The 15,919-nt window shown below is 63.9% G+C and carries 22 protein-coding genes; 18 read left to right on the top strand and 4 right to left on the bottom strand.

Annotated elements, in window-relative coordinates:
- Nucleotides 1–9: 9 nt before the first annotated feature.
- Both H6P80_RS00645 and H6P80_RS00640 read right to left on the bottom strand, forming a co-directional pair.
- Nucleotides 10–1,134, bottom strand: a complete 1,125-nt coding sequence (locus H6P80_RS00645) for a M14 family metallopeptidase (RefSeq protein ID WP_185799430.1) — start codon at nt 1,132–1,134, stop codon at nt 10–12.
- Nucleotides 1,131–1,721, bottom strand: coding sequence for a DUF4136 domain-containing protein (locus tag H6P80_RS00640; protein WP_185799429.1), 591 nt, complete (start codon nt 1,719–1,721; stop codon nt 1,131–1,133). The genes H6P80_RS00645 and H6P80_RS00640 overlap by 4 nt, the downstream gene beginning before the upstream one ends.
- 95 nt (nt 1,722–1,816) lie before the next feature.
- Between H6P80_RS00640 and galE the strand changes: the two genes are divergently transcribed.
- Complete coding sequence (galE, locus tag H6P80_RS00635) at nt 1,817–2,815, top strand: UDP-glucose 4-epimerase GalE (protein WP_185799428.1); 999 nt, start codon at nt 1,817–1,819, stop codon at nt 2,813–2,815.
- A gap of 6 nt (nt 2,816–2,821) precedes the next feature.
- Here the strand turns inward: galE and H6P80_RS00630 are convergent, their stop codons facing one another.
- A complete protein-coding gene (locus H6P80_RS00630; RefSeq protein ID WP_185799427.1) occupies nt 2,822–3,811 on the bottom strand; it encodes an LpqB family beta-propeller domain-containing protein in 990 nt (329 codons plus the stop codon).
- Between the two features lie 120 nt (nt 3,812–3,931).
- On the opposite strand from H6P80_RS00630, the gene ykgO reads away from it, so the two are divergent.
- Together ykgO and H6P80_RS00620 are read left to right on the top strand one after the other, a co-directional pair.
- Complete coding sequence (ykgO, locus tag H6P80_RS00625; RefSeq protein ID WP_116236560.1) at nt 3,932–4,057, top strand: type B 50S ribosomal protein L36; 126 nt, start codon at nt 3,932–3,934, stop codon at nt 4,055–4,057.
- Nucleotides 4,057–4,665, top strand: coding sequence for an HAD family hydrolase (locus H6P80_RS00620; protein ID WP_185799426.1), 609 nt, complete (start codon nt 4,057–4,059; stop codon nt 4,663–4,665). The genes ykgO and H6P80_RS00620 overlap by 1 nt, the downstream gene beginning before the upstream one ends.
- A gap of 9 nt (nt 4,666–4,674) precedes the next feature.
- On the opposite strand, the gene pyk is transcribed toward H6P80_RS00620, so the two are convergent.
- A complete protein-coding gene (gene pyk / locus H6P80_RS00615) occupies nt 4,675–6,153 on the bottom strand; it encodes a pyruvate kinase (RefSeq protein ID WP_185799425.1) in 1,479 nt (492 codons plus the stop codon).
- 127 nt (nt 6,154–6,280) lie between these two features.
- On the opposite strand from pyk, the gene H6P80_RS00610 reads away from it, so the two are divergent.
- From H6P80_RS00610 to tolB, 15 genes are all read left to right on the top strand, one after another.
- Nucleotides 6,281–6,595: a DUF1244 domain-containing protein gene (locus tag H6P80_RS00610; protein WP_185799424.1), complete on the top strand. Its 315-nt coding sequence runs from the start codon at nt 6,281–6,283 to the stop codon at nt 6,593–6,595.
- A gap of 61 nt (nt 6,596–6,656) precedes the next feature.
- Nucleotides 6,657–6,899, top strand: coding sequence for a DUF2312 domain-containing protein (locus tag H6P80_RS00605; protein WP_185799423.1), 243 nt, complete (start codon nt 6,657–6,659; stop codon nt 6,897–6,899).
- Between the two features lie 38 nt (nt 6,900–6,937).
- Nucleotides 6,938–7,258, top strand: coding sequence for a heavy metal-binding domain-containing protein (locus tag H6P80_RS00600; RefSeq protein ID WP_185799422.1), 321 nt, complete (start codon nt 6,938–6,940; stop codon nt 7,256–7,258).
- A complete protein-coding gene (locus H6P80_RS00595; RefSeq protein WP_185799421.1) occupies nt 7,255–7,746 on the top strand; it encodes an arsinothricin resistance N-acetyltransferase ArsN1 family B in 492 nt (163 codons plus the stop codon). Before H6P80_RS00600 ends, H6P80_RS00595 begins: the two co-directional genes overlap by 4 nt.
- A 68-nt stretch (nt 7,747–7,814) precedes the next feature.
- The gene (locus H6P80_RS00590) at nt 7,815–8,558 is read left to right on the top strand and encodes a YebC/PmpR family DNA-binding transcriptional regulator (RefSeq protein WP_185799420.1); all 744 of its coding nucleotides are present in this window, start codon (nt 7,815–7,817) and stop codon (nt 8,556–8,558) included.
- A 98-nt stretch (nt 8,559–8,656) separates the two neighbouring features.
- Nucleotides 8,657–9,679 carry an acyl-CoA desaturase gene (locus H6P80_RS00585; protein WP_185799419.1) on the top strand — a complete coding sequence of 341 codons (1,023 nt, stop codon included), beginning with the start codon at nt 8,657–8,659 and terminating at the stop codon, nt 9,677–9,679.
- Nucleotides 9,680–9,724: 45 nt separating this feature from the next.
- Nucleotides 9,725–10,219 carry a crossover junction endodeoxyribonuclease RuvC gene (gene ruvC / locus H6P80_RS00580; protein WP_185799418.1) on the top strand — a complete coding sequence of 165 codons (495 nt, stop codon included), beginning with the start codon at nt 9,725–9,727 and terminating at the stop codon, nt 10,217–10,219.
- Nucleotides 10,216–10,812, top strand: a complete 597-nt coding sequence (gene ruvA / locus H6P80_RS00575; protein ID WP_185799417.1) for a Holliday junction branch migration protein RuvA — start codon at nt 10,216–10,218, stop codon at nt 10,810–10,812. Before ruvC ends, ruvA begins: the two co-directional genes overlap by 4 nt.
- Entirely contained in the window at nt 10,809–10,952 is a 144-nt protein-coding gene (locus H6P80_RS00570) for a hypothetical protein (protein WP_185799416.1), read from the top strand. The genes ruvA and H6P80_RS00570 overlap by 4 nt, the downstream gene beginning before the upstream one ends.
- The gene (gene ruvB, locus H6P80_RS00565; RefSeq protein WP_185799415.1) at nt 10,949–11,971 is read left to right on the top strand and encodes a Holliday junction branch migration DNA helicase RuvB; all 1,023 of its coding nucleotides are present in this window, start codon (nt 10,949–10,951) and stop codon (nt 11,969–11,971) included. Before H6P80_RS00570 ends, ruvB begins: the two co-directional genes overlap by 4 nt.
- Before the next feature lie 88 nt (nt 11,972–12,059).
- A complete protein-coding gene (ybgC, locus tag H6P80_RS00560) occupies nt 12,060–12,518 on the top strand; it encodes a tol-pal system-associated acyl-CoA thioesterase (protein ID WP_185799414.1) in 459 nt (152 codons plus the stop codon).
- A gap of 5 nt (nt 12,519–12,523) precedes the next feature.
- The gene (tolQ, locus tag H6P80_RS00555) at nt 12,524–13,219 is read left to right on the top strand and encodes a protein TolQ (RefSeq protein WP_185799413.1); all 696 of its coding nucleotides are present in this window, start codon (nt 12,524–12,526) and stop codon (nt 13,217–13,219) included.
- Complete coding sequence (locus H6P80_RS00550; protein WP_185799412.1) at nt 13,220–13,747, top strand: ExbD/TolR family protein; 528 nt, start codon at nt 13,220–13,222, stop codon at nt 13,745–13,747.
- The gene (locus H6P80_RS00545) at nt 13,747–14,508 is read left to right on the top strand and encodes a hypothetical protein (protein ID WP_185799411.1); all 762 of its coding nucleotides are present in this window, start codon (nt 13,747–13,749) and stop codon (nt 14,506–14,508) included. The genes H6P80_RS00550 and H6P80_RS00545 overlap by 1 nt, the downstream gene beginning before the upstream one ends.
- A gap of 31 nt (nt 14,509–14,539) precedes the next feature.
- A complete protein-coding gene (gene tolB / locus H6P80_RS00540; RefSeq protein WP_407947224.1) occupies nt 14,540–15,880 on the top strand; it encodes a Tol-Pal system beta propeller repeat protein TolB in 1,341 nt (446 codons plus the stop codon).
- The last annotated feature ends 39 nt before the right edge of the window (nt 15,881–15,919 follow it).

Genomic DNA, 15,919 nt, shown 5'->3' with positions numbered 1-15,919 from the left:
GCGACGTGACTAGGCCGGCAATTCGTCGATAATGTCGAGCAGCGCCGACAGGCAGGCGCGGCCGAGCAGCGCGCAGCGTTCGGGCGACCAGCCGAAATCGGGATCGGGCAGTTCGGCATTGTCCTTGAACGGCATTTCCAGGGTCATCGCGACGCAGCCGAAACGCTCGGCGACCTGGTTGGTCGACATGGAAAGATTGCTCTTGCGCGGTTCGGCGACCGGATAGCCGAGTGTCGTCTGGAAATCGGGCGTCGCCTTCAGTAGGGCCGCCAGATAGGCCTGATAGAGTTCGATCTGCCGGTCCTTCAGGCTGGGTATGCCCTCGAAGCCCGCGATGAAGTTCGCCGGGATCGCCTCGTCGCCATGCACGTCCATCGCGAAATCGACGCCGGTCTCGTCCATGCGATTGCGCACCCAGAGCACTTCGGGGCTCTTTTCGGCGGTGGGTTCGTGCCATGCACGATTGAGGTTGGTGCCAACGGCATTCGTGCGCAGATGGCCGCGCTTCGATCCGTCCGGGTTCATATTGGGCACGATGTGGAAGGTCGCCTTCTCACGCAAAACACGCGTAACGGGATCCGACAGGTCGGTCAGCCGGTCGAGCGCGCCCTCCATCCACCATTCGGCCATGCTCTCGCCGGGATGCTGGCGGGCATAGAGCCAGACCTGCACATCGCCTTTGCCCAAGGTGAAATAGTCGAGTTCCTGCCCGTCCAGCGTATGGCCGAGCGAAGCATGCGATACGCCGTCGCGCGACGCGATCTCGGCGACCAGATCGTGATGGCGTTCCATCGTATAGGGCGCGAAATAGGCGAACCAGACGCTGTTGGCCTCGGGCGTGTGGCGGATGGTGAGCACGCCGTTTGCATAGTCCGTATCGGAGAGCAGCCAGTCTTCGCGGTTCGCGGAAACGCGCGCCTGATAATTCTCCCAGCCCTTGGGATAGGCGGCCTCGGCGCAGTTGGTGATCCGGAGAACGAGCTCGCGTCCGGCGCAGCCGGTGACGCGGAAATAGAACCACTGGTAGAAGTCCGACTGGTGATCCTTGACGATTTCCAGCTCGGCTTCGCCGCCGGATACCGAAAGAAGCTTGATGTTGCCGCTATCGAAAGCGCTCGTGATGCTGAGGGTCATTCGACGGTGATAGTGCGGCCCGACTCGCCTGGGAAGTCCTGAAAGAGGGCGGAGGCCAGCCGCTGGACGGTGGTTGTGGGGTCTTCGGTACCCGGTTCGCTGGCGCGGATGGCGCGGCCTTCCCATACGACAGTGCCCTCGGACCGGCGCTTCAGCGCCACGTTGAGCTCGGTGACATTCACCTCGCCGCCGCGCGAACCGCCAAGCCCGACACTGGTGCCGAGGCCGACGCCCGTGCTGCGGCCGAACGAGGCGCCGCCGATGCCGATCGAGAAGGGCGATCGGCGCGGCGGCTCGTCGCGCGTGCCGCGTTCTACGCCGATCACGGCGACCATCTCGGCCTCGTCCAGCTGCGCCGGGGTAAAGCCGATCCCGGCCAGCGCATCCGCGACGATCGCCGAATATTGGGTATATTCGAGGCTGTTGGCATCTTCCGGATCGGCGGGCTCCATGGTCACGGCCTGCACCGGGATGACGTCGCCGAGATGGAAGCGGGTGACCTCTGTGCCGCGCTCGGCGGGGGTCATGCAGCCGGCAACGAGCGCGAGGCCCGCCAGGGCGGAGACGCGAAAAGCCAAGTTTTTCATATACTCTCTCCATAACACGACCCGGGGCGCTATAACGGGCGCTACCCTATCAACGATTGTCGCACGAAAAGGCTGCGAAAGGGAGTCAACGCAAGGTGAACGAGACGAGCGAAAAGCCGGCGGTTCTGGTGACCGGCGGAGCCGGCTATATCGGCAGCCACGCGGCGCTGGCGCTGCTCGATGCCGGCTGGCCGGTTATTGTGCTCGATAATCTCGTCACCGGGTTTCGCTCGGCGGTTCCCGAACGCGCGACCTTCGCCAAGGGCGATGTGGCCGACGCGGCGCTCGTCGGGGGGCTGATCGAAAACCATGGAATCAAGGCGATCATGCATTTTGCCGGGTCGGTCGTCGTTCCCGAATCGGTCGAAGACCCGCTCAAATATTATGACAACAACACGGCAAAGAGCCGGGCATTGATCGAGACGGCGGTCTCGCTCGGCGTCCCGCATTTCATCTTTTCTTCGACCGCCGCGACCTACGGCGTTCCCGATACGATCCCGGTGCGCGAAGATATGCCTACCGTGCCGATCAATCCCTATGGCCGTTCCAAGCTGATGACCGAATGGATGCTGCGCGACACCGCCGCGGCGCATCCGATCAACTACTGCGCGCTGCGCTATTTCAACGTCGCCGGCGCCGATCCCGAAGGTCGTTCGGGCCAGTCGACCGCCGGGGCGACGCACCTGATCAAGGTTGCCGTCGAGGCGGCGCTTGGCAAGCGAGAGAGCGTGGCGGTCTACGGCACCGATTACGACACGCCGGACGGGACGGGTGTGCGTGATTATATCCATGTCGGCGATCTTGCCGCCGCGCATGTCCATGCGCTGGAAAAGCTGATCGCCGATCCGGCCGAAAGCTACACGCTCAATTGCGGCTATGGCCGGGGCTTTTCTGTGCTTGAGGTGCTTGATGCGATCGACCGGGCCACCAACAAGCCGATAAAGCGCGTGATGGAGGCGCGCCGCGCCGGCGATCCCGATGCGCTGACCGCGGACAATAGCGCGATCCTTGAAACCCTGCCCTGGCGGCCGAAGCTCGACGATCTCGATACGATCGTCGCCCATGCGCTCGCCTGGGAAAGGCGGCTCGACTAGGCGGCTCTAGTCGGTCGGTTCGATCCGGGTCACCGCAAGCCCGTCGCTTCCCTCGCCGGCATCATAGCGCCGGATTACCTCGCCGCTATCCATATTGATGGCAGCGACTCGCGCCCGTCCGGTCTCGGCGGCGTAGAGCGTCCGTCCGTCGGGCGAGAAGAGAATCGTCACCTGTGCGGCGCTTGCGCTGCCGGAAATCGTCAGGATCCGGCGTACATCGCGGGTTTCCGCATCGACGAGCGTCAAGCCGCCATCGGCATAGTTGGAGGTGACGACGGTCGCGCCATCGGGGCTCACGGCGACGCGGATGGGGAAATTGCCGACCGGGATTTCGGCGGTGCGCGCAAAGTTCGCCGTATCGAAGGCATAGAGCATCGCATTGTCGCGGTCCGCCACCCAGAGTGTGGCGCCATCCGGCGACAGCGCCAGCCCCTCGGGCGATTCGCCGGCATCGAGATCGCGAATCTTTGCGCCTGCCTCCAGATCGATCGCCGTGACGGTGCCCGATCCCATATTGGTGACATAAGCGCGCGTGCGTTCCGGATTGACGGCGACCATGTGCGAAACCTGCTGGCCGGTCTCGATCGCCGAAATTGCGCCATCATCCATATCCACGATGGTCAGCGTGCCGCTGCCTTCGGTGGTTGCGACGAGCCGGTTGTCGGCGAGCCAGAGCAGGCCGTGCGGTCGGCTGTTGGGCGAAAGGTCTATCCGGTCCACGCGGCTGGCCGTAGCGATATCGAAGATGTCGACCGTAGTTCCGCCATAGGAAACCACCGCGGCGCGCGCGCCATCCGGAGAAATCGCAATTTCATGCGGCTGGTCGCCGGTTTCGAGGCGGGCGAGTTCCTCGCCGCTGCCCAGATCGATGATGCTTACGGTGTCCTCGGCCTTGTTGCCGGTAATCAGGAGATCGCCGGAAAAGGGTGGTTCGGCGCTCGTGGCCGGGGCCGCACAGGCGGCCAGCACCGCGAAAAGAGGCAATAACCGCTTCATCTCTCTCATCCTCTCCAAAACCGGCGAAAAGGCCGTAAAAGCTTGACTTTGAAGTGGCGCCCACCTAGTTGCGCGCTTCAATTCCGACAACCGAACTAACGAAAAAGGCCGGGCAGCGCCATGAAAGTCCGTAATTCACTGAAATCGCTCAAGGGCCGCCATCGCGACAATCGCGTGATTCGCCGTCGTGGCCGCACCTATGTGATCAACAAGACCAATCGCAGGTTCAAAGCGCGCCAGGGCTAATGGCTGCACGCGCCGTCGTCTTCGATGTCGGCAACGTCCTTTACCGCTGGGATCCCCGCTTCCTCTTCGAGAAACTGATCGAGGACGAGGACGAGCGCGACTGGGTTCTTGAAAACGTCGTAACCTTCGACTGGCATGCCCAGCACGATGCCGGGCGTCCGCTCGCGGCCATGGTCGAGGAGCGGAGCGCCGAATTTCCCCACCATGCGCCGCTGATCGAGGCCTATGTTGATCGCTGGATGGAAACCATCCCCGGCCCGGTGCCCGGCGTCCATGCGCTGGTCGGCCGGCTCGCCGAACGCGATGTGCCGCTCTACGCGATCACCAATTTCGGCACCGAATTCTGGGCGCTGTTCCGGCCGACCGCGCCGGTCATCGATCATTTCCGCGACATCGTGATTTCGGGCGAGGAGAAACTGCTGAAGCCCGATCCGGCCATCTATCGGCTTGCGCTTAAGCGCTTCGGGCTGGCACCCGGTGAAGGCCTGTTCATCGACGATCGCGAGGAGAATATCCGCGCGGCCGAGGCGGAAGGCTTTGCCGGCCATCATTTTCAGGATGCCGCGCGGTTGGAAGCCGCGCTCGCCGATTGGGGCGTGCTGGACTAGAGCTTTAGCCTAGTCGTCCCGTTCGATCTCGTCCTCTGTATGCCGTTCCAGCTCGTCGCCGAGAAGGCGAACGATGTGCAGCACGTTGGTAGACCCCGGCGTGCCGAAGGGAACGCCCGCCATCACGATCACCCGGTCGCCGCCCTTGGCGATCTGCGCGCGTAGTGCCATGCGTTTCGACTTGGCGACCATCTCTTCGAAATTTGCGACGTCGCGGGTGTGCACCGAATGTGCGCCCCAGAGGAGGCCCAGACGCCGCGCGGTCTTCAGCTTCGGCGTCAGCACGAGCAGCGGCACCGAGGGGCGTTCGCGCGAGACGCGCCGCGCGGTCGAGCCCGAGGTCGTGAAACAGATGATCGCGCTCGCCGACACCGTCTGTGCGATCCCGTTCGAGGCTTCGGCCAGCGCGTCGGCGCTTGTCGCGTCGGGCTTGGTCTCGGTGAAATGGACGCGCGCCCAGTGCGAGGGATCGGCTTCGACCGCGGTCGCGATCTTATCCATCATCCGCACCGCTTCCTCGGGCCAGTCGCCGGCCGCGCTTTCCGCCGAGAGCATGATCGCATCGGCGCCGTCATAGACGGCGGTCGCGACGTCCGAGACTTCGGCGCGCGTCGGGGTCGGCGAGCGGATCATCGATTCGAGCATCTGCGTTGCGACCACCACCGGTCGGCCCAGCATCCGCGCCTTTTCGACGATCTGCTTCTGGAGGGGCGGCACATCCTCGGGCGGCAGTTCGACGCCGAGATCGCCGCGCGCGACCATGACCGCATCGGCGGTTTCGAGGATTTCGTCGATCCGCCTGACCGCCGAGGGCTTTTCGATCTTGGCGAGCAGTGCGGCGCGCCCCTGGATCAGTTGCCGGGCCTCGGCCACATCCTCGGGCTTCTGGACGAAGGATAGAGCGATCCAGTCGACGCCATTGTCGAGCGCAAAGGTCAGGTCCGCGCGATCCTTGTCGGTGAGCGCGGCCATCGGCACGATCACATCGGGGACGTTGAGGCCCTTATTGTTTGAAAGCGGACCGCCGACCTCGACGATGGTCTCGATTCGCTCGGCTCCGGCGGCGGTTACCCGCAGTACGATCTTGCCGTCGTCGAGCAGCAGCCGCGCGCCCGTTTCGATCGCCTCGAAGACCTCAGGATGCGGTAGGGTGACGCGACTCCTGTCGCCGGGCGTTTCGTCGCGGTCGACTATGAACGCCGAACCGGGCTCGAGCTGGACGAGCCCGTCGGCGAATTGCCCGACCCGGAGCTTTGGCCCCTGAAGATCGGCCAGAATCGTCATCGGCCGCCGGACATCGCGCTCAAGCGCGCGGATCGCTGCGATCGCGACTTCGAGATCCTCATGCTTGCCATGGCTCATATTCAGCCGGAAGGCGTCGGCCCCGGCGCGGTAGAGCTTCCCGATCATTTCCGGATTCGCGCTGGACGGACCGAGGGTTGCGAGGATGCGAACCTTGCGCTGGCGCGGAGCGGTATCTGCGGCCACTAAGCCTCCCTTTGGCGTGTACTAGACGGCTTGCCTTCTCTTCGGGGCTCTACAATCTTATCGTTACAGTGCAACTGCGCACAGCGAAACCGCGTGAGGGGCCTCCCGCGCGAACAGGAGCCAATCGATGAGCGACCAACCGATCATGCCCGAAATCGACGATGCCGTGGCGGCGGCGGCCTTTCGGCGTCTCGTTGCGCATCTGCGGCACCGCAGCGATGCCGAGAATATCGATTTGATGGGTCTGGCCGGCTTTTGTCGCAATTGTCTGTCGGACTGGATCGCCGAGGCGTCGACCGACCGCGGCGTGGAATTGTCGAAGGATGCGGCGCGCGCGGCGATCTACGGCATGCCTTATGACGAATGGAAAAGCTGCTTCCAGGGCGAGGCCACTGAAGAACAATTGCAGCGGATGCAGGACAGCATAGCGAAGAATGCTTGAGCCCGGGGAGCGGCTCGCCTAGAGCCTCCCGCTCTCCCATCCAGGCAAGAAAGATCATATCATGGCGGAAGGCGCGGTACAGGCGGACAGGTTGCGGCTGCTGATCGAGCGAATCGAAAGGCTCGAGGAAGAAAAGAAGGCCATGGCCGACGATATTCGCGATGTTTATGCCGAGGCCAAGGCCGTCGGCTATGATCCCAAGGTCATGCGCCAGGTCGTTCGCCTCAGGAAAATGGACACTCAGGACAGGCGCGAGCAGGACGACCTGCTGGAAACCTACAAGGCTGCGCTCGGCATCGAATAGGTCTATAGGGAGCGTCTTGTTTCGAGGAGCTGCCATAGATGATCATCACCACCACGCCGACCATCGAAGGCCGTCCGATCACGCGCTATTGCGGTGTCGTGACGGGCGAGGCGATTATCGGCGCCAATATCTTTTCGGATATGTTCGCCAAGGTTCGCGATATCGTTGGTGGACGCGCGGGCGCCTATGAAAAGGCGCTGAAGACCGCCCGGCGCGAAGCCTTTGCCGATCTCGAACATGAGGCCGAGGATGCGGATGCCGATGCGATTGTCGGCGTCGATCTCGATTATGAGGTGATCGGCGAAACGGGATCGATGCTGATGGTTTCGGTCTCGGGCACCGCCGTAAAGCTCGGGTGACGATCGGGGTCCGCCCCGGCCGGCCCGAAGACGCGGAGGCGTGCCGCGACATCTACGCGCCTTTCGTCGAGGAAACCTGGGTCAGCTTCGAGGAAGAAGTGCCCTCGGTTCGCGAGATGAAGCGGCGGATCGAAGGCTATGGGGCCTCGCATGGATGGGTCGTGGCGGTACGCAACGGTCGTGTCGCAGGCTATGCCTATGGTTCGCCGCACCGGCTGCGCGAAGCCTATCGCTTTTCCTGCGACGTTGCGATCTATGTGCCGCAAAACCGCGCCGGCGAGGGCATCGGTCGGGCGCTTTATGCCGAATTGCTGCCGCTGCTGGCGCGGCATGAGATGCACGCCGCCTTTGCCGGTATCGCGCTTCCCAACGATGCCAGCATCGCGCTCCACGAAGCTGTGGGCTTCGAGAAGATCGGCGTCTATCGCGAGGTCGGCTGGAAATTCGGCGGCTGGCGCGATGTCGGCTGGTGGCAGAAGCGGCTTTGACGTTGCAGATGGGCGTCCCGCTAAGCTAAGGCCCCCGCATTCCTTCAAAAGTAGCAAAAAACGAGACCATGGCAGGCCATTCCAAATTCAAGAACATCATGCACCGCAAGGGCGCACAGGATAAAAAGCGCGCGGCGCTATTTTCCAAGCTGAGCCGCGAGATCACCGTCGCGGCCAAGATGGGCACGCCCGATCCCGACATGAACCCGCGCCTCCGCCTCGCGGTCAACACGGCGCGCGGCCAGTCCATGCCCAAGGACAATATCCAGCGCGCTATCGACAAGGCGAGCATGGGCGATGCGGACAATTACGAGGAAATTCGTTTCGAGGGCTTCGGCCCCGGCGGCGTCAGCCTGATCGTCGAAACCCTGACCGACAACCGCAACCGCACGGTCACCGATGTCCGCACGATCTTTTCGAAGAATGGCGGCAATATGGGCGAATCGGGTTCCGTCGCGCACGGTTTCGAACGGCTCGGCCTGATCACCTATCCGGCGAGCGCCGGTAATTCCGAGAAGATGCTGGAGGCTGCGCTGGAGGCCGGCGCGGAGGATATCCAGTCCGATAGCGAAAGCCATGAGATCTGGACGGCCGCCGACGATCTCCACGCCGTGGTCGGCGAACTGGAAAAATCGGTCGGGGAACCGGAAGGTGCGAAGCTCGCCTGGCGGCCCTCGGTCGAAGTCGAGGTCAATGAAAAGGACGCCGCGACTCTGATGAACCTGATCGACGCGCTCGACGATAATGACGACGTCCAGACCGTCTGGGGTAATTATGATGTGTCCGACGAGATCATGGAGAAGCTCGGATAAATAGTTAACGGGCGTTGACGTAATAATTTTACGCTTTTGCAATAGTTAAAAATTCGTGTATTTTTATTGCTTGATCCGGCTTCGGAGGCGGACAGGCAATGGCAACGCGATATATCGACAGGAACGGCAAGCAGGGTCTCGTGGAGGCCCCGCAATTGCGCGCGCCCCTTTCCCCCGCACCCGGCTCTCCCACCGAAGATCTGCTGATCGAGCGCGGGCTCGTCGGCGTGCGCTTCGGCACGCGCGAGGCGCTGTCGCGGCGGCGCGAGCATCTCTTTTACGCTGCCGTTAAACAGGGCGGGGCGATGGCCGCGATCGCCTATATCATTCTCTTTCCGACAGGCTGGGTCGAATGGACGGGCTTCGCTCTGTTCTACGTGCTCAATATTCTCGGCATGTCGATCGCCTATCATCGCTATTTCACGCATAAGAGCTTCGAGACATCGACGCCGATGCGCTATGCGCTGGGCGCGCTCGCGCAGATGGGCGTTTACGGGTCGCTCAAGCGCTGGGTCGCCGATCATCGCCGCCACCATGCGCTGTCCGACAAGCCCGGCGACATCCACAGTCCCTATTATGACGGGCACGGCCGCGCGCTTGACGGGCGCAAGGGCCTCAAACATTCGCATCTCGGCTGGGCTTATGACGACTGCATGACCGACATGGATGTGTACGGCAAAGGCGTGGTCGGCGATCCGGTGATCGAATGGTCGCACAAGACGCGCTATCTGTGGTTTGCGGTGTCGTTGCTGCTGTTGCCGGCACTTTGGGGTTACGCCATCGGCGGCGCCGGTGCGGTGATCGGCACCGTCATGGTCGCCGGCTTCCTGCGCATGGCGCTCGCTCTGCACGCCATCGCCGCGGTCAACAGCTTCGGCCATCGTTACGGCTACAAGCGGTTCGAGGGGCAGGGCGAAGCGCGCAACAACTGGTTCATCGCGCTGATCTCGCTCGGCGAGGGCTGGCACAATAACCATCACGCGCATCCGCGCTCTGCCTTCACCAGGGTCGGCCGGTTCGAGGTCGATATGACGGGCTGGGTAATCGTCGCCATGGAAAAGCTGGGGCTGATCTGGAACGTGAAACGCCCGCAATTCGAATCCCGCCCCCAAAAGCGCTGATCCGCCCCCTTCCTCGCTTGACGCGCGCGGGCTAGAGTTTCGCCCATGATTATTCTTGGTCTCGACCCCGGTCTCGGCACGACCGGCTGGGGCGTTATCCGGTCGCAAGGCAACCGGCTCAGCCATATCGCCAATGGCGAAATCCGCACGGATGCTAAATCGCCGTTGGCGAGCCGTCTCCATATGCTCGATCTCGCGCTCCGGGAGGTTATTGAGGCACACGATCCCGATGCCGCGGCGGTCGAGGAGGTGTTCGTCAACGTCAATCCGCAAAGCACATTGAAACTCGGCCAGGCGCGCGGCGTCGTGCTGCTGGGAGCTGCGCGGGCGGGGGTGGAGATCGGCGAATATGCGGCGCGGCAGGTGAAGAAGAGCGTCGTTGGCGTCGGCAAGGCGGACAAGACCCAGATCCAAGCGATGCTCGCCATCCTGTTACCCGGCGCGAAAATCGTAGGCGCGGACGCCGCCGATGCGCTGGCGGTGGCGATCACCCATGCCCACCATGCCGGGGCGAAATCGCTTGGGGAGCAAGCCGCGTGATCGCCAAGCTGAAGGGTGTGCTCGAAGCAAGTGCCAGCGATCATGCCGTGATCGACGTGAACGGCGTCGGCTATCTGGTTTCCGCGTCCTCGCGCACTTTGCAGGCGCTCGGCCCGGTCGGCGGCGAGGTGACGATCCATACTGAAATGCTGGTCGGCGACGATTTTATCCGGCTGATCGGCTTTGCCAGCGCATCGGAGCGGGACTGGTTCCGGCTGCTCGGCAGCGTGCAGGGCGTCGGCAGCAAGGTCGCGCTCGCGATCCTCTCGACGCTCGAGACGGTAGAGCTGCAAAGCGCGATTGCAGTGGGCGATGCAGCGATGGTCGCCCGCTCGCCCGGTGTCGGCCCGAAACTCGCTTCGCGCATCGTCAATGAATTGAAGGACAAGGTCGGCGGCATCGCGGCGGCCCCGGGCGGCGTCGCGGTTCCGGCAGCGGGCAGCGCCTCGGCCGACGCCGTTTCCGCGCTGCTCAACCTCGGCTTCAAGCCCGCCGAAGCGAGCCGGGCGGTGGCGGCAGCGCAGGGCGAGCTCGGCGATGACGCAACGCTCGACGCACTGGTGCGGACGGCGCTGAAAAAGGCGGCGAAATGAAAGAGGAACTTGAGGAATTGACGCCGGAAGAAATCGAAGCGGCCCGCGCGCGGATAACCGTGCCGCGCCCTCTTTCCTTCCTGCCGCTGCTGACAGTCATCCTACTGATCGGCGTCGTCATCGGGTTCCTGATGCGATGACCGACGCCGACCGCATGATCGCGCCCGAGCGCAAGGCCGAGGATGCCGATGCGGCGCTGCGGCCCAAGACGCTCGCCGAGTTTATCGGGCAGAAGGCGGCCTGCGATAACCTGCGCGTGTTTATCGAGGCGGCCAAGGGCCGCGACGATGCGCTCGATCATGTCATGCTGTTCGGCCCGCCGGGTCTCGGCAAGACGACCTTGGCGCAGATCGTCGCGCGCGAGCTCGGCGTCGGTTTCCGCGCCACCTCCGGCCCGGTCATCGCCAAGGCCGGCGATCTCGCGGCGCTGCTCACGAACCTGGAGGATGGCGACGTCCTGTTCATCGACGAGATTCACCGGCTGAACCCCACGGTCGAGGAAATTCTCTATCCGGCGATGGAGGACCGTGCGCTCGATCTCATCATCGGCGAGGGGCCATCCGCGCGCAGCGTGCGGATCGACCTGCCGCGCTTCACCCTGGTCGGCGCGACGACGCGTCAGGGGCTGATCACGACGCCGCTGCGCGACCGCTTCGGCATTCCCGTTCGCCTCACCTTCTACAGCATCGAGGAGCTGGAACTGGTCGTGCGGCGCGCCGCCTCCCTGCTCGATCTTCCCATTACCGACGATGGCGCGCACGAGATCGCCGCCCGCGCCCGGGGTACGCCGCGGATCGCCGGGCGGTTGCTGCGCCGGGTCCGCGATTTCGCCCATGTCGATGGATCGCAACAGGTCGATGCCAAGGCGGCCGATGCTGCGCTGACGCGCCTGGAAGTCGATAGGCTTGGCCTCGACATGATGGATCGGCGCTATCTGACGATGATCGCCGATATCTACAAAGGCGGGCCGGTCGGCGTCGAAACGCTCGCCGCCGGGCTCTCCGAACCGCGCGACACGATCGAGGAAGTGATCGAACCCTATCTGATCCAGCTTGGTCTTGTCGCCCGCACGGCGCGCGGCCGGGCGCTCAACGCCAGGGGCTGGAAGCATCTCGGTCTCAACCCGCCGCCCGACAGCGATAGCGGGCTTTTCGACTAGCAAGCGCGAGCGCTGACCGGTTGCCGAACCGGGATGGCTCGCAAATCCGCGCTTTAACGGCGACTCGCGCCCGGCTAAGGCAGTGCGGATGCGTAACGAAATGCTCGATCAGCCGGTTTCCGGCCGTTTCGACGGGAGCGAGCACCGCTTTCCCGTCCGCGTCTATTTCGAAGATACGGACCTTACGGGCATCGTCTATCACGCCAATTATCTGCGCTATATGGAGCGGGCGCGTTCGGACATGTTGCGGCTTGCCGGTATCGATCAGCGCGCGACGATGGAATCCGGCGGTGGCGCCTATGCGGTCGTGGACCTGACGATAAAATATCGCCGGCCGGCGAAACTCGAAGACGACCTCCTCGTTGTCAGCCATGTCACCGAGGTTCGCGCCGCCAGCTGTTTCATTCATCAACGAGTCATGCGGATGAACGAAATACTGGTCGAAGCGACGGTGACAGCGGCGCTCGTATCGCCAGAAGGACGCCCCCAGCGCCAGCCGCGCGCTTGGGTCGATACATTCAAGCGGCTGATTAAAGGGGATAATTGACCGCTATGGGTGGAATCGAAATCGGCGCGAACGAATCGCTGATGAACCCGCTAACCTTGTTCTTGCAGGCCGATATCATCGTGAAGATGGTCATGGTCGGGCTCTTGCTCGCCAGTGTCTGGACCTGGGCGATCATCATCAGTCACGGCATGAAAATTGGCGCCATGCGCAAGAAGAGCGAGCGCTACGAGCGCGATTTCTGGCGCGCCGAGGATATCGACCGTTTCTACCAGGCACGCGGCGATGACGAAGTGCCCGCGGCGCGCGTCTTTTCCGCGGGGCTCTCCGAATGGCGGCGCTCGACGAAGAACAGCCATGTCGATCGCGATGGCACCCGCGAGCGGTTATCGACCGCGATGGGCGCTGCGATCGCGGCGGAAATGGACAAGCTGTCCGACCGGCTCAATATTCTGGCCACGGTTGGTGCGGTGGCGCCGTTCGTCGGCCTGTTCGGCACCGTCTGGGGCATCATGCGCGCCTTTACCGATATCGCCGGCATGTCTTCGACAAGCCTCGATGTTGTGGCTCCGGGCATCGCGGAAGCCCTGTTCGCGACGGCGCTTGGCCTGTTCGCCGCGATTCCCGCCGTGATCGCCTATAACCGGCTGACGCATGGGCTCAATCGCCTCGAGGCGCGGCTTACGCGCTTTGCGGACGGTTTCCATTCGACGCTGAGCCGCGAGCTGGAGAGCGACAGCTAGATGGCGATCCAATTGCCCTCCCAAGCGACGCGCGGCCGCCGCGCCCCGATGGCGGAGATCAACGTCACGCCGTTCGTCGACGTGATGCTCGTGCTGCTGATCATCTTCATGGTGACGGCGCCGTTGCTCGCTTCCGGGGTTCCCGTGCAACTGCCGGAAAGCCGGGCCGGGGCGCTCGACCAGGAGCAGGAGCCGACCCAGATCGCGATCGACAATAATGGGCAGATCTACGTCGATGACGTACCGGTGACCGATGTGGAGCTTGCGGCAACCTTCGCCGCCATCGCGTCGCAGCCGGCGGGCGCCGATGGCCATGCGGTGTTCCTGCGCGCCGATACCAGCCTCGATTATGGCCGGGTGATGCTGGTGATGGGTGAACTCAACCGCGCCGGTCTCAATCGTATCTCGTTGGTGACGACATCGCCGGGCGAGGCGGGCGCGCCGGGCGATGAGGAGGCCGATGCCGAAACGCCGGCCGGCGAAGGCGGCGAAGCGCTTCTTACGCCGTCCGAGGTGGAGCCGATCTGATGGACCGGATCGAGCGTATCGGCCTGGGCGCCGCGATCGTCGCGCATCTGCTGCTGTTCGCGCTGCTCTCGATCGCCCTCGTCGCGCGCGACGAGCCGCCGCGCCGCGAAGCGGTGGCCGTCACGCTGGCCGACGAGATAGGTCTCCAGCCGTCCGCGACGGACCGTCCCGCCCCGGCCGCCCAGGATAGTACGCTGCAACAGGATCTCGATTCGATGGTCCCGGATATAGTCGAGCCGCTCCCCCAGCCGCGGGTCGAACCAACTCCGGCGCCTCGCCAGACCGAACGGCGGACCCCGACCCCGCCGCGGGAGCGGCAGCCCGAACGCACCCAGCCCCGAAGCCAGTCCTCACGGATGAACGGCATCACCGAGGGCATCGGCCAGGCGAACGACACCGGCACGTCCGCGTCGGCGGCGCCGGTCAGTTCGTCCGACAGATCCAACCTCATCAGCCGTATCACCAATGCGATCCGGCCGTGCTACAATCTCGGCTCACTCTCGGGCACGGCGGCCGAGGATATCGTGGTGCGGCTTCGGATACAGCCATCGCGCGATGGCTCGCTGGGCCGCGGCCAGGTGAGCGTATTGGGAACGCGCGGTGTCGATGGATCGAACCGCCAATATGAATCGCAGATGGTGGAGGCCGCCCGTAGCGCCGTCCTCAACCCGCGCTGCCCGCTGCCGCCGCTACCTGCGGCGCTTTACGAGAATGGCTGGAGCGATGTCGTGCTAAACTTCATCCCCGCCCAGTTGACCTGAGGAGCCCCGAACGATGGCAACCCCGATTTTCCTGTCTTCCGCCTTGCGCCGGTTCGCGCTGGTCCTTTGCCTGGGTGCACTTGCGACGCCAGCGCTCGCGCAGGACGAAGGCTCAGGTCCGATCGAAGGCGATGTCGTCGGCGGTATCGCCAACCCGACCTCGATCGCCATTCCCGACATGCCGACGCCGAGGGGCGTGGACACGCCGGCCGGCAACACGGCCGATCTCGGGCGGCAGGTGGCCCAGGTCGTCGAGGCGGATTTGCGGAATTCGGGCTTTTTCAATCCGGTCGCGCGCCAGCTTCTGCGCCGTGTCGATATGCCGCAGGTAACGTCGCCCGATTATCAGTCCTGGAACCAGGTCGGCGCGCAGAATCTGGTCCAGGGCTATGTCCAGGCGGGAACGAACGGCCGGCTCACGGTCGGCTGCTATCTCTATGATGTCTTTGCCCAGGCCCCGCTCGAACGCGCCGGGTATGAGGTCGATTATGCCGACTGGCGCCGCGCCGCGCATCGCTGCGCCGACATGGTCTACGCCCGGCTGACCGGCGAGGGCGCCTATTTCGACAGCCGCATCGTCTATGTCGCGGAAAGCGGCCCCAAGGATAACCGCACGCGCCGGATCGCGGTGATGGATACCGACGGCGCCAACCACCGTTTCCTCACCAACGGCCAGTCGATCGTGCTGACGCCGCGCTATGCGCCCGATGGCCGCACGATTACCTATATGAGCTATCAGAACGACGAGCCGCGCGTCTATCTCTACGATCTGCAGACGGGCCGCCAGCGCACGATCGTCGATTCCCGCTATATGACTTTCGCTGCCCGCTATTCACCGGACAGCCGCCACATCGTCTTTTCGATGGCCGCCAACGGCAATACCGATATCTATCGTGTTGCGGTGTCGGGCGGACAGGCGGAGCGGCTTACCAATTCGCCGGGCATCGATACCGGCGGCAGTTTCTCGCCCGACGGCCGCTCGATCGTATTCGAGAGCGACCGCTCAGGATCGCAGCAGCTTTACATCATGAACGCCGACGGTTCGAATCAGCGCCGGATCAGTTTCGGGGGCGGCGGCTATGCAACGCCCGAATGGAGCCCGCGCGGCAATCTGATCGCCTTCACGCAAACCGGCAGCTTCAATGTCGGGGTGATGCGGCCCGACGGGTCGGGCCGGCGCATCCTGACCAATGGCTGGCAGGACGAATCGCCGAGCTGGGCGCCCAACGGGCGGGTTATCCATTTCTTTCGGTCGCCGCGCGGCGAGGGGCTGCCTTCATTGTGGTCGGTGGACGTGACCGGACGGATGATCCGCCGGCTGCCGACACCGGTCGGCGCATCCGATCCGTCATGGTCGCCTTTGCTGGATTGACGAAACAGGCTTTATACCCGCGCGTTTAACAGGCGGCGT

Source organism: Parasphingopyxis marina (genome assembly GCF_014237875.1).
Classification (GTDB): domain Bacteria; phylum Pseudomonadota; class Alphaproteobacteria; order Sphingomonadales; family Sphingomonadaceae; genus Parasphingopyxis; species Parasphingopyxis marina.
Note: the sequence above shows the minus strand (reverse complement) of the source record. Positions and strands in the feature narration are given on the sequence as shown.